Origin of the sequence: Escherichia sp. E2661, assembly GCF_004745185.1 — a bacterium.
Classification (GTDB): domain Bacteria; phylum Pseudomonadota; class Gammaproteobacteria; order Enterobacterales; family Enterobacteriaceae; genus Escherichia.
The window spans coordinates 80,404-92,992 of sequence record NZ_PDIG01000004.1; the positions used below are offsets into that span (position 1 = coordinate 80,404).

8 protein-coding genes and 4 pseudogenes are annotated in these 12,589 nt (G+C 47.1%); 6 read left to right on the forward strand and 6 right to left on the reverse strand.

The genetic code is table 11. The features are described from left to right. Positions 1 to 313 precede the first annotated feature (313 nt). The 6 genes and pseudogenes from CRI63_RS02960 (at position 314) to CRI63_RS24085 (ending at position 7,238) form a co-directional block, all read left to right on the forward strand. On the forward strand, positions 314 to 421 hold the full coding sequence (locus CRI63_RS02960) for a hypothetical protein (protein ID WP_130209864.1): 108 nt from the start codon (positions 314 to 316) through the stop codon (positions 419 to 421). A 204-nt stretch (positions 422 to 625) separates the two neighbouring features. Further along, positions 626 to 1,909 (forward strand): citrate synthase, encoded by a 1,284-nt coding sequence (gene gltA / locus CRI63_RS02965; RefSeq protein WP_130214984.1) that lies wholly within the window; start codon positions 626 to 628, stop codon positions 1,907 to 1,909. A 390-nt stretch (positions 1,910 to 2,299) separates the two neighbouring features. Beyond that, on the forward strand, positions 2,300 to 2,866 hold the full coding sequence (locus tag CRI63_RS02970) for a fimbrial protein (RefSeq protein WP_135518453.1): 567 nt from the start codon (positions 2,300 to 2,302) through the stop codon (positions 2,864 to 2,866). 100 nt (positions 2,867 to 2,966) lie between these two features. Then, positions 2,967 to 5,427, forward strand: a pseudogene (locus tag CRI63_RS02975) (fimbria/pilus outer membrane usher protein). 14 nt (positions 5,428 to 5,441) lie between these two features. Continuing rightward, positions 5,442 to 6,177 (forward strand): annotated as a pseudogene (locus CRI63_RS02980) (molecular chaperone). Then, a pseudogene (locus CRI63_RS24085) lies at positions 6,174 to 7,238 on the forward strand (type 1 fimbrial protein). The pseudogenes CRI63_RS02980 and CRI63_RS24085 overlap by 4 nt, the downstream one beginning before the upstream one ends. A 223-nt stretch (positions 7,239 to 7,461) precedes the next feature. Here the strand turns inward: CRI63_RS24085 and CRI63_RS02990 are convergent. The 6 genes and pseudogenes from CRI63_RS02990 to CRI63_RS03015 form a co-directional block, all read right to left on the reverse strand. Continuing rightward, positions 7,462 to 8,773 (reverse strand): annotated as a pseudogene (locus CRI63_RS02990) (TRAP transporter large permease). Beyond that, entirely contained in the window at positions 8,773 to 9,234 is a 462-nt protein-coding gene (locus tag CRI63_RS02995) for a TRAP transporter small permease (RefSeq protein ID WP_130209852.1), read from the reverse strand. Before CRI63_RS02995 ends, CRI63_RS02990 begins: the two are co-directional and overlap by 1 nt. A gap of 59 nt (positions 9,235 to 9,293) precedes the next feature. Then, positions 9,294 to 10,262 (reverse strand): C4-dicarboxylate TRAP transporter substrate-binding protein, encoded by a 969-nt coding sequence (locus tag CRI63_RS03000; protein WP_135518455.1) that lies wholly within the window; start codon positions 10,260 to 10,262, stop codon positions 9,294 to 9,296. Between the two features lie 27 nt (positions 10,263 to 10,289). Beyond that, on the reverse strand, positions 10,290 to 11,486 hold the full coding sequence (locus CRI63_RS03005; protein ID WP_135518457.1) for a UxaA family hydrolase: 1,197 nt from the start codon (positions 11,484 to 11,486) through the stop codon (positions 10,290 to 10,292). Further along, positions 11,486 to 11,797 carry a UxaA family hydrolase gene (locus CRI63_RS03010; protein WP_001361279.1) on the reverse strand — a complete coding sequence of 104 codons (312 nt, stop codon included), beginning with the start codon at positions 11,795 to 11,797 and terminating at the stop codon, positions 11,486 to 11,488. Before CRI63_RS03010 ends, CRI63_RS03005 begins: the two co-directional genes overlap by 1 nt. 14 nt (positions 11,798 to 11,811) lie before the next feature. Then, on the reverse strand, positions 11,812 to 12,567 hold the full coding sequence (locus tag CRI63_RS03015) for an SDR family NAD(P)-dependent oxidoreductase (RefSeq protein ID WP_130222253.1): 756 nt from the start codon (positions 12,565 to 12,567) through the stop codon (positions 11,812 to 11,814). Positions 12,568 to 12,589 lie beyond the last annotated feature (22 nt).

Consider the following 12,589-nt stretch of genomic DNA (forward strand, 5'->3'; position numbering starts at 1 on the left):
GATTTCCTTCCTCCGGTCTGCTTGCGGGTCAGACAGCGTCCTTTCTATAACTGCGCGTCATGCAAAACACTGCTTCCAGATGCGAAAACGACACGTTACAACGCTGGGTGGCTCGGGATTGCAGGGTGTTCCGGAGACCTGGCGGCAGTATAGGCTGTTCACAAAATCATTACAATTAACCTACATATAGTTTGTCTGGTTTTATCCGGAACAGTGATCTGGGTCACGATAACAACATTTATTTAATTTTTAACCATCACATTTGACAATCATTCAACAAAGTTGTTACAAACATTACCAGGAAAAGCATATAATGCGTAAAAGTTATGGGGTCACTATTTCACCGAAGATTAACTTATGTAACAGTGTAGAAGTATTGACCAATCCATTCGAGACAGTTATTAGTGATAGACAGGTTTAATAATTCGGATTGCTAAGTGCTTGATTCGCCGTTTATTCGTCATCAATGAATTCTTTACCTGCAAGCGCCCAGAGCTCTGTACCCAGGTTTCCTCTCTTCCACAGAGCGGCGAGCCAAATAACAAACGGGTAAAGCCAGGTTGATGTGCGAAGGCAAATTTAAGTTCCGGCAGTCTTATGCAATAAGGCGCTAAGGAGACCTTAAATGGCTGATACAAAAGCAAAACTCACCCTCAATGGGAACACAGCTGTTGAACTGGATGTGCTGAAAGGCACGCTAGGTCAAGATGTTATCGATATCCGTACGCTTGGTTCAAAAGGCGTATTCACCTTTGACCCTGGTTTCACTTCAACAGCATCCTGCGAATCTAAAATTACTTTTATTGATGGTGATGAAGGTATTTTGCTGCATCGTGGCTTCCCGATCGATCAGCTGGCAACCGATTCTAACTACCTGGAAGTTTGCTACATCCTGTTGAATGGTGAAAAACCAACCCAGGAACAGTATGACGAATTCAAAACTACAGTAACTCGTCATACCATGATCCACGAACAGATCACCCGTCTGTTCCACGCTTTCCGTCGTGACTCGCATCCGATGGCGGTCATGTGCGGTATTACCGGTGCGCTGGCGGCGTTTTATCATGACTCTCTGGACGTCAATAACCCGCGCCATCGTGAAATCGCCGCGTTCCGCCTGTTGTCGAAAATGCCGACCATGGCAGCTATGTGCTACAAATACTCCATCGGGCAGCCATTTGTTTACCCGCGCAATGACCTCTCCTACGCTGGAAACTTCCTGCACATGATGTTCTCCACACCGTGCGAACCGTATGAAGTCAATCCGATTCTGGAACGCGCGATGGACCGTATTCTGATCCTGCACGCGGACCACGAACAAAACGCCTCTACTTCTACCGTACGTACCGCAGGTTCTTCGGGCGCGAACCCGTTTGCTTGTATCGCGGCAGGTATTGCCTCTCTGTGGGGACCAGCACACGGCGGCGCCAACGAAGCTGCACTGAAAATGCTGGAAGAAATCAGCTCGGTTAAACACATTCCGGAATTTGTTCGTCGTGCGAAAGACAAAAATGACTCTTTCCGTCTGATGGGCTTCGGTCACCGTGTGTACAAAAACTACGACCCGCGCGCCACTGTCATGCGTGAAACCTGCCATGAAGTGCTGAAAGAGCTGGGTACCAAAGATGACCTGCTGGAAGTGGCCATGGAGCTGGAAAACATCGCTCTGAACGACCCGTACTTTATCGAGAAGAAACTGTACCCGAACGTCGATTTCTACTCGGGTATCATCCTGAAAGCGATGGGTATTCCGTCTTCCATGTTCACGGTCATCTTTGCGATGGCACGTACCGTTGGCTGGATTGCTCACTGGAGCGAAATGCACAGCGAAGGAATGAAAATTGCCCGTCCGCGTCAGCTTTACACTGGTTACGAAAAACGCGACTTTAAAAGCGACATCAAGCGTTAACCATTGATTGCCTGACAGTAAATCCTTCTAACCCGTCTTTTCTATGGCGGGTTATTTTTATTTGCCTAAACACAAAAAATTGTAAAGATAAAATCCATTATCGGACCAACATAGATATTGTAAAAAAAATAACACTACTCATTTTATGAGCAATTTAATGATTTTTTATTACCCCTTCCAGACAGCAACATTTTTTAACTTCATGAAAATGAGGGAAATCTCTAATAAACCCGCATCCTTTTCATTAAACAATTAATTCACCGCATCAATTAATTAGCCTTGTATTTAATACAGTTAATAATGTTTTTAAATAAAACTAAAAACATTTGATATTCAAGTAAGTTATTCTGGTATCGCTATACTTTTTCTATTTCCTCTAAGGACTCCGTTATGTTTAAAGGACAAAAAACACTGGCGGCGCTGGCCGTATCTCTGTTAATTTCAGCCCCTGTTTATGCTGCAAATGAAGGCTCTGGTGAAATTCACTTTAAAGGTGAAATTATTGAAGCACCTTGTGAAATTAAGCAAGAAGACATTGATAAACAAGTAAATCTTGGTGAGGTGACCAAGAACCGCATCAACCAGGATCATCACAGTGCATTAACGCCTGTCGATATTCATTTAGTTAACTGTGACCTGCCAAGTTCCGATAACGGTTCAGGTACCGCAGTATCAAAAGTCTCGGTAACCTTTGACAGTTCAGCGAAAACCACGGGAGCCTCCCCGATGCTCAGTAACACCAGTGCTGGTGAGGCCACAGGTGTTGGCGTGCGCTTAATGAACAAAGACCAGTCCAACATCACTCTGGGTTCAGAAAGTCCAGATATTGGGCTGGAACCAACAGCCACAGAACAAACTCTGAACTTCTTCGCCTGGATGGAGCAGATTGATAACGGTATTCCCGTGACGGCGGGTGAAGTCACTGCCAACGCGACCTATGTGCTGGATTATAAATAATCACCGCGTCGTCATTGATTAATCTGTACATATGACAGCGTGTGTAGTTATACGTATTACGGCGGCAAGTTAGCCGCCTTTCTTCAAATATTTATCAGGTATGGATGCCGTGAATATTTACCGACTTTCTGTTTTATCCTGCCTGACAATGGCTATCCCCTCTGCATTGGCAGTGGAGTTTAACCTTAACGTCCTTGATAAATCGATGCGCGATAGCGTTGATATTTCTCTGCTCAATGAAAAAGGCGCTATCGTTCCCGGTGATTATTTTGTTAGCGTCGTTGTTAATAATATTCAAATCAGCAGCGGGCAAACTATTCGCTGGCAAAAAGCCAACGACAAAACAATTCCTTGTATCAATGATTCCCTGTTGAGTAAATTTGGCCTTAAAGAAAAAATCCGCCAGACATTGCCGCAGGTTAATCAGTGTTTTGATTTTAGCAGCCTGCCGGAAATCAACTTTACGTTTGATCAGACCAACCAACAACTTAACATCACGATTCCACAAGCCTGGCTGGCATGGCATTCCGACAACTGGGCGCCGCCTGAAACATGGGATGCCGGAGTTTCGGGTATCTTGCTGGACTACAACCTGTTTGCCAGCACTTATCGCCCGCAGGAAGGGAGCAGTAATACCAATCTGAATGCTTACGGTACAACGGGTATTAACGCCGGAGCATGGCGGTTGCGTAGCGATTACCAGCTCAACCAATCCGACAATGGTGATGTACACGATCGATCCGGGGCTATTTCCCGAACCTATCTGTTTCGCCCGCTACCACAAATAAGCTCCAGATTAACCCTTGGCGAAACCGATCTCAGCTCCAATATTTTTGACGGTTTTTCGTATACCGGTGCAGCCCTGACCAGCGATGACCGAATGCTTCCCTGGGAATTACGCGGATACGCACCGCAAATTAGCGGCGTGGCGCAAACTAACGCCACCGTCACCATAAGTCATACCGGACGCGTAATTTATCAGAAAAAAAGTCCCGCCTGGCCCGTTTATCATTGATGACCTGAATCAGTCAGTTCAAGGCACACTGGATGTCAAAGTGGCGGAGGAAGATGGTCGGGTCAATAATTTCCAGGTATCCGCAGCATCAACGCCTTTTCTGACCCGCCAGGGGCAGGTACGTTATAAACTTGCAGCTGGTCGTCCGCGTCCTTCTTTGTCTCATCATACTGAAAACGAAACATTTTTAAGTAATGAAGTTTCCTGGGGGATGCTCTCCAATACTTCACTGTATGGCGGGTTGATTCTCGCCGGGGACGATTATCATTCTGGCGCGCTGGGTATCGGGCAAAATATGCTGTGGCTGGGGGCGCTCTCCTTCGACGTCACCTGGGCTAAAAGTCGTTTTGATAATCAATCGGACGAGAAAGGTTACAGTTATCGCTTCAACTACAGTAAACGGATAGATGCCACCGACAGTCTTCTTTCGATAGCGGCATATCGTTTCTCCGACCGCCATTTCCATAGCTACGCCAATTATATCGATCATAAATACAATGACGCTGATGCTCAGGATGAAAAAAAGACAATCAGCCTTTCCGCCGGGCAACCCATTACACCGCTGAATCTCAACCTGTACGTTAACGTGTTGCGTCAAACCTGGTGGAATGCGGAGTCTTCCACAACTGCCAATATTACCGCTGGCTTCAACGTTGATATCGGTGACTGGAAAGATATTTCCGTCTCAACCTCATTTAACACCACACATTACGAAGACAAAGCTCGTGATAACCAGATTTACCTGTCCATTTCATTGCCTATTGGTGACGGTGGCCGCATTGGTTATGACATGCAGGACAGTAAAAATAGCACCTCGCACCGCATGTCGTGGAACGATACCCTGGATGACCGTAACAGTTGGGGAATATCGACCGGGCTACAATCTGACCGCCCTGACAATGGCGCACAGGTTAGCGGCAATTATCAGCATCTTAGTTCTGCGGGCGAGTGGGATCTGTCTGGCACGTACGCCGCTAATGATTACAGCTCTGCCAGCACCAGCTGGAGTGGCTCCTTTACTGCTACACGCTATGGCGCTGCGTTTCATCGACGTAGCTCCACCAACGAACCTCGTCTGATGGTTAGTACAGACGGTGTAGCCGACATTCCGATTCAGGGTAATCTCGACTACACCAACCGCTTTGGCATTGCGGTCGTACCGTTTGTCTCCAGTTACCAACCCTCGACTGTCGTGGTCAATATGAACGACTTGCCCGACGGCGTGACAGTATCCGAAAACGTGGTCAAAGAAACCTGGACGGAAGGCGCGATCGGCTATAAAGCGCTGGCTTCACGTTCAGGAAAAGATGTCAACGTCATCATCCGCGACTCCAGCGGCCATTTCCCGCCACTCGGCGCCGATATCCGGCAAGAAGGAAGCGGAATCAGCGTCGGAATGGTGGGGGAAGATGGCCACGCCTGGTTAAGTGGTGTGGGTGAAAGTCAGCGATTCACAATACTTTGGGGTGATAAACAGCGTTGTTTAATTCAGCTTCCTCAGCACCTGGAAGATATGAGTAAACGTCTGATTCTCGCCTGTCATTAATTAAGGAAAAGACAATGACAATTTTTAAAGGAATGCCCCTTATTCTGCTGATCGTGAGCTTATGCAGCAATGCCGCCTTACAGCCCGATCGCACTCGTATCGTGTTTAACGCCAATGATAAAGCGACCAGCCTGCGGATAAGAAAATCGCAGCGATAAACTTCCCTATCTCGCATACTCATGGATAGAAAATGACAAAGGGGATAAAAGCGATGATTTCCTCGTAGCCTTGCCGCCAATCCAACGTCTGGAAGCGAAAGCGACATCGCAGGCGCGTATCGTCAAGCAATCTTCCACTAGCCAATTGCCGACCGATCGTGAGTCGCTGTTTTACTATAATCTGCGCGAGATCCCCCCCGCCCCGGAAAAAGCAACCGGTCATGCCATTCTTCAGGTTGCTATCCAGAGCCGTATAAAGTTGTTCTGGCGGCCCGCCGGATTACGCAAAAAATCGGGCGAGCATGTGGAATTACAGTTACAGGTCAGCCAGCAGAATAATCAGCTTACCCTGAAAAACCCGACCCCTTATTACCTGACCATCGCCTATCTTGGCCGCGATAAAAAAGGCATTCTGCCCGGCTTTAAAAGTACGCTCATAGCGCCTTTTGCTTCGGCAATTGCCAGTACGGGTAACTATAACGGCAACCAGTTTTATCTTGGCTATATGGATGACTATGGCGCGTTACGTATGACGACGCTCAACTGTCAGGCGCAATGCAAAATGCAGCGCGTGGTGGAGGATAAACAATGAGTATAAGCAAAGGACTGTTACTCATTGCCTGCTTGTTATTTCTGCCCTTAAAAAAACGCGTTGGCGCTGGACTGTTATTTTGGCGCCTCAGGCGGCGCAGTGGAAAAATCAGAAACGATTATGCCATTCGCCGTCCCGGCTAACGCCAAACCGGGAGATAAAATCTGGGAATCCGATGATATTAAAATCCCCGTCTATTGTGATAACAATACCAACGGTGATTTCGAAAGTGAGCATGTATACGCGTGGGTAAACCCCTACCCCGGCATGCAGGATCGTTACTATCAGCTCGGTGTAACCTATAACGGCGCTGATTATGACGCCAGCCTCGGAAAAAGTCGTATCGATACTAACCAATGCATCGACAGTAAAAAAATTGACATGTATACGCCAGAGCAAATTATCGCTATGGGATGGCAAAATAAAATTTGCTCTGGTGATCCTACAAATATCCATAAATCGCGAACATTTATGGCGCGTATGCGACTGTACGTCAAACTACGCGAAATGCCGCCACACGATTATCAAAGCACCCTTAGCGATTACACTGTTGTACAATTTGATGGCGCAGGCAGCGTCAACGAAGATCCCTCGGCTAAAAACCTGAAATATCACATCTATGGGCTGGAAAATATTCGCGTTCTTGACTGCAGTGTCGACTTCGCCATTACCCCCAATAATCAGGTCATCGATTTTGGTAAATTTAACGTGCTGGATATTCGCCGTCACAATATGACAAAAAACGTTCTCTATCAAAAACGACCAAAACCCAAAATGCTGAGTGCACTGATGGCTTCAAAGTCAGTTCTTCGTTTTATACCGAAGAAACACTGGTGGAAGGCGATCAGGCGCTGCTCGTGGGTAATGGGCTACGACTGCGTGTGCTGGATGAAAATTCTTCACCCTATACATTCAATAAATATTCTGAATACGCCGACTTTACCAGCGACATGCTGGTCTATGAAAAAACCTATACGGCAGAGCTGTCATCTATAAGTGGCACACCCATTGATCCCGGCCCCTTTGATACCGTGGTGCTGTTCAAAATTAACTACAACTAATTCTATTCACGCGGATAGAACGTTGTGTGTATCACTGTCGTTATATTGTTATCAACGTTCTGGCCTTCTGGTCAGAACGTTTTCTAACCAGCATATACTCTAAATTATTTTAAAAAACACCCCATCGGTTGACCATAGAAAAAATAATGCAAAAGCCTCCTGGTAAAATACCCCCGAAAAATCACGGGGGTCATACTCAATCAAAGGGTATTACATTTATTGTTCAAACCAGCAGTAAAGATATTGCCGGAATATAGGTAATGACCAACAGAAGTAAAATCAGACTGATCAGTAATGGCACCGCTTCACGCATAAATTGCCCGACAGAAACCTGTACGGTATTACATACCAGCAGCATCACCGTTCCGACAGGTGGTGATAACGTTCCTAACGATAAGTTGAGGATCATAATGATGCCAAAATGCACCGGATCAATGCCAAAATGAGCCACCACGGGTTTAAGTAATGGGACTAATATCAGCAGGATGGCACTACCTTCAAGGAACATGCCAAGCACCAGCAGCAACAGATTGATAATCAATAAAAAGACATATTTATTATCGGTCAGAGAAGTTACAAACTCCGCAACCGTGATACCTGCCCGCTCAAGGGAAAATATCCAGCCCAGCGCGGCACTCGCCATAATGATTAACATGACTGACGCCGTGGAACGCGCCGTCTCAGAGAGTGCAGTAAATACATGGCTGATTTTCAGTTCGCGATAAATGACAAAACCAATAAACATCACCAATAATACTGCTACGGCTCCGGCTTCTGTTGGCGTGAAGATATTTGCCCGGATGCCACCGATAACCGCAACGATTAAGAACAGTGCTGGCCAGGCCTGCACCAGCGCCACTGACACTTCTTTCGGTTTTGGCCAGTGTTCGCTGGAAGGTTTTAAACCGCGACGAATAGCCACCAGCCATACGGTGACGATCAACATAGCGGAACACAGCAGACCGGGCAGGATCCCGGCCATAAACATGGAACCGATGGAGACATCCGCCACCAGTCCATACAGGATCAGCGCAATACCCGGTGGAATGATTGGTGTAATCAGCGAACCACAAGCCGTTATCGCCGCGGCAAAGCCACGGGGAATAGCCTTTCTGTTCCATTTCCGGCACCATCATGCGCGATAACATCGCGGCATCCGCCAGGTTTGAGGCGCTGACGCCGCCCATCATGGTACTGACCAGAATATTAGCCCCACCCAGACCACCGCGCATTCTGCCAATCAACACGTTGGCAATTTGCAAAATACGTGCGGCAATACCGGTATAGCTCATTAACGTGCCTAATAAGATAAAAAATGGAATAGCTAACAGCGAAGGAGTTTGCGTCGTGGCAATCAAACGCTGAATTGCCACCATTAACGGCACGTTTGAATAGCAAAGGAAGTAGGTCAGAATGCCGCAAAACATCGCCAGCCATACCGGCATATTGATAAATAAACAGATGAACATCAGCGGAATGATCATCAGCCAGTTATCCAGCCAACTTCCCGCCAGTAATTCACTCAATGCGGTCATTATTCACCTTCCTTGTTGGGTGTTTTCTTGATCAGGTGTAAGGCGGTAAAACAGGCAATACCAATAGCGCCAACCGTGACGGCAATATCGATCCAGAACCAGGATATTTTTAATATTTGTGTTGTTTTAAATGCTGTCCCGGCAGCTAATTTCCATGCAGACCAGGCCATAACAACCAGCAAAATAATAGATATCAGAGAGACAAATAAGGTTAATACGCGTTGCCAGCGAGGTGTAAGTGCATCAGCTAAAAATGGAATAGACAAATGAGTATTATCTCTTTCAGCAACAACGGCACCGAACATCACCACCCAAACCATTAATAAACCGGAGATTTCTTCTGTCCATTGTAATGGCATATTAAATACGTAGCGCATGATTACCGCGCCAATGGTTATTATCACTAATAAAAAGAGCGTTAATACTGCGGCAACTTCAATTACTTTCCCTAAAAGACGCATACACACCTCTGCTCTTAACGGTCGGTGCCGAAACACCGACCTGTCCTTGTGCCATGAAGTTATTTCAGCTGTTGCTGAATAGTGTCATATAACCCCGGGGTCCATTCCGGGAATTGTTGGTACACTTTTAAGGCTTTTTCTTTGAAAGGGGCCACGTCAGGATAGATGATTTCCACGCCCTGCTCCTGCATGGTTTTCAACATTGCCGCATCCTGCTCAGTGGTAATTTTCTGGCTATATAAACCAGCTTCATACGCTGTCTGGTGAATAATATCTAACTGCGCAGGTGTCAGGGTACTGAAAAACGCTTCGCCACCCAACCATAATGATGTATTGGTCAGATAGTTCACTATTGACAGATATTTCGCCTGTTCATGCAGTTTTTGCCCATACAGAACAGAAACCGGGTTTTCCACACCATCGATCATCCCCTGAGTCAGCGCCGGATAAACGTCGCCCAGCGGCATTGGCGTTGGGGTTGCGCCCATTGCTTCAATGGCTTTAATCTGCATGACGTTATTCGGCACGCGGATCTTCATCCCTTTCAGGTCTTCTGGTGTACGAATTGGTTTTTTAGCAATGATCTGTCGGGTGCCGTACAGATAGTTGCTCATGACAATATGCACGCCTTTTTCCCGCAGTTTCTGTTCTTTTTGTTTAAACCAGTCACTGGCATAAATCGCAAACAGTTTCTGCGGATCTTCAGTTAAATAAGGCCCAAATAATATTCCCAGGTCTGCATCATAGTCAGTTAAAAAACCAACATCACTAATGGTGATAATATTCATCCCCATCAACGCTTGCTCTGTAATATCTTGTTTAGAACCTAATTGTGAACTTGGATAAAGTTCGAAAACAATATCTCCATTGCTTTTTTTCTTCACAAGTTCTGCCCAGTGCTTCACTACTGTATCCGCTGGCTCGCCGGGGTTACTTTCATAGGCGATTTTGATAGTGACCGGTGCGGCATTCAGCATCGGACTTAATAAAGCGAAAAGAAATAAAAAGGGTGTCAGTAATTTTTTCATTATTATTACCTGTAAGAGCTTTATCGATTAACGGGGATCTGCCCGACAGACTGCACTTTTGCTGTAATCAAATGCTTTATACGTTAAAACAAACTCCTGATGTTCCAGTCGTTCTGCGGCACAATATTGACCGTTGGCGACATGTTCTATCACCTGCAAAATATCGTCTGCAATATCGTCGAGCGTTGCGCCTTCGCTAATAACACGTCCGGCATTAACGTCCATATCGTCAGATAAATGCTCCCACGTCTGCGGGTTATTACACACTTTAATAATGGGAGCGATCACGGAACCAATAACTGAACCGCGACCTGTGGTAAATAACACCATATGACAGCCAGAGGCGATAAGTTCCAGTGCTTCTGATGAGTCATTAATATTCGGATAACCAAAACGAGGTTCACCATCAGGCACCACGTCCATCAACCAAAGCCCAGGAAAGGGCGTTTGTTGCGTCGGTAAAATAACGCCAGCAATCAGCGCATCACCCGATTTGGTATATGCCCCGAGGGATTTTTCTTCCTGCGTGGTTAAGCCACCTTCGGCATTACCATTGGAAAAACTCCCCAGCCCCATCAAACTGTAATAACGCTCTGCTTTTGTCATTGCCGCTTCGATGGCATCACGTGCCTGCGGACTGCCCGCTCGCGACATCATATGTTGCTCACAACCAAGCAACTCACCGCTTTCTTCAAAAATGCAGGTAGCCCCTTTCTCCAGCAACTGGTCAAAGGCACGCCCTACTGCCGGATTGCCCGTGATACCACTGGTGCCATCGGAACCACCGCAGATAGTACCAACCACCAGGTCGCTCCAGTTCAGAGTACAACGCGGTGTATCCGCAAGCTGTTCCAGCATTTCAGCGACCAACTGCTTACCCAGAGTAATGGTGTTGGTCGTACCTTTATTTTCCTGAATCACCAGCGTATGGCACGGTCGCCCACTTTCTCGTACTTCTTGCTCCAGCCGACGGCGATCGAAATTCTCGCATCCCAGCGAAATAATCAGTACGCCGCCGACGTTGCTATGAGTCGCCAGATTTTTAACCAGCCGGTAGCCGTAATCACTGGGATAACAACCTGAAAAACCAAAATACTGCACATCGTGACAAGGAAATCCCTCGGCAATCTTTTTAGCAACATGGCTGGCACACTCCACCATAAAGATTACCTGCACAGTATTACGAATACCCGGTCGGCCATTTTGCCGTACATAACCTTCCATTATGCTTTTTCCTCTGGCTGATAGCCGGCATCATCATGGTGAAAAATGGCGATGGCATTGCTGGCAAGATTATGGGAATGCACATGTTCACCCATGGCAATATCGCGAGTGGCATGTCCGATAATGGCGCCGTATTTCAGAATCGAATCACCATTGTTCAGCGCTTCGCAGGCCAGTTTGTGACCCAGGGTAACGGAACTACAGGCCACCATTTCCCCCTCATCCCACCAGACAATATCGCCACTGGCGATGTCATTCAGCGCGACTACGCAGTTATCTTTGGCATGTAGCTTTAACGCACGTTTGCGCATAATTCCTCCGTACATCAGAAGCCGATCAATGCGCCGCCATCCACCACCAGCACCTGACCACTGACAAACGCCGCTGCGTCCGAAGCCAAATAAACCGCAGCCCAACCGATATCTTCTGGCTTGCCGAATTTTTTCATCGGTGTACGACCCAGGATTTTGTTACGGCGTTCGTCATCGCCTTCAATGGCCTTACGCAACATTGGTGTATCGATCCAACCAGGCGCAATACCATTGACGCGAATCCCGTGTCCGGCAAGCTCCGTGGTCATACCGCGAATCATGCCGAGATAAGCTGACTTCGCAGCGCTGTAGCCAGTAACCAGAGGCTGCCCAAGAAATGAGGTCATCGATGCAGTAAAAAGCACACAGCCTTTACCGCGTTGTTTCATATGCGGCACAAGGGCTTTGGTTAACGCAAATGCACCGACCACGTGAACGTCGAGCACTGACTCAAAATCACTGACGCTCATCTCTTCAATCGGTTTTTTACAGTGATTGCCTGCGTTATTGACCAGGATATCGATAGCCCCGTGTTCGCTAACAAGCGCATCAACTTTTTCCTGCGCGGCTGCGGTATCCCCGACATCCATTTGTATCCAACTGGCCTGCGAACCTAATGTTCCGGCGGTCGCTTGCGCCAGTTCGCCGTTCAGGTCAGCAATAATGACCTTCGCCCCGCTGACTATCATGCATTTGGCCATTGCCAGCCCCAGTCCACTGGCCGCCCCTGTAATCAGCGCGGTTTTGTTATGTAAAGAAAAAGCATTCATGAAGTGTCTCCTTAAAGGTCAA

What these genes read in the sequence shown, in the direction of transcription:
- CRI63_RS02960 (WP_130209864.1), top strand. Translation starts at nt 314, where the DNA reads ATGCGTAAAAGTTATGGGGTCACTATTTCACCGAAGATTAACTTATGT.
- gltA (WP_130214984.1), top strand. Translation starts at nt 626, where the DNA reads ATGGCTGATACAAAAGCAAAACTCACCCTCAATGGGAACACAGCTGTT.
- CRI63_RS02970 (WP_135518453.1), top strand. Translation starts at nt 2,300, where the DNA reads ATGTTTAAAGGACAAAAAACACTGGCGGCGCTGGCCGTATCTCTGTTA.
- CRI63_RS02995 (WP_130209852.1), bottom strand. Translation starts at nt 9,234, where the DNA reads ATGCGTCTTTTAGGGAAAGTAATTGAAGTTGCCGCAGTATTAACGCTC.
- CRI63_RS03000 (WP_135518455.1), bottom strand. Translation starts at nt 10,262, where the DNA reads ATGAAAAAATTACTGACACCCTTTTTATTTCTTTTCGCTTTATTAAGT.
- CRI63_RS03005 (WP_135518457.1), bottom strand. Translation starts at nt 11,486, where the DNA reads ATGGAAGGTTATGTACGGCAAAATGGCCGACCGGGTATTCGTAATACT.
- CRI63_RS03010 (WP_001361279.1), bottom strand. Translation starts at nt 11,797, where the DNA reads ATGCGCAAACGTGCGTTAAAGCTACATGCCAAAGATAACTGCGTAGTC.
- CRI63_RS03015 (WP_130222253.1), bottom strand. Translation starts at nt 12,567, where the DNA reads ATGAATGCTTTTTCTTTACATAACAAAACCGCGCTGATTACAGGGGCG.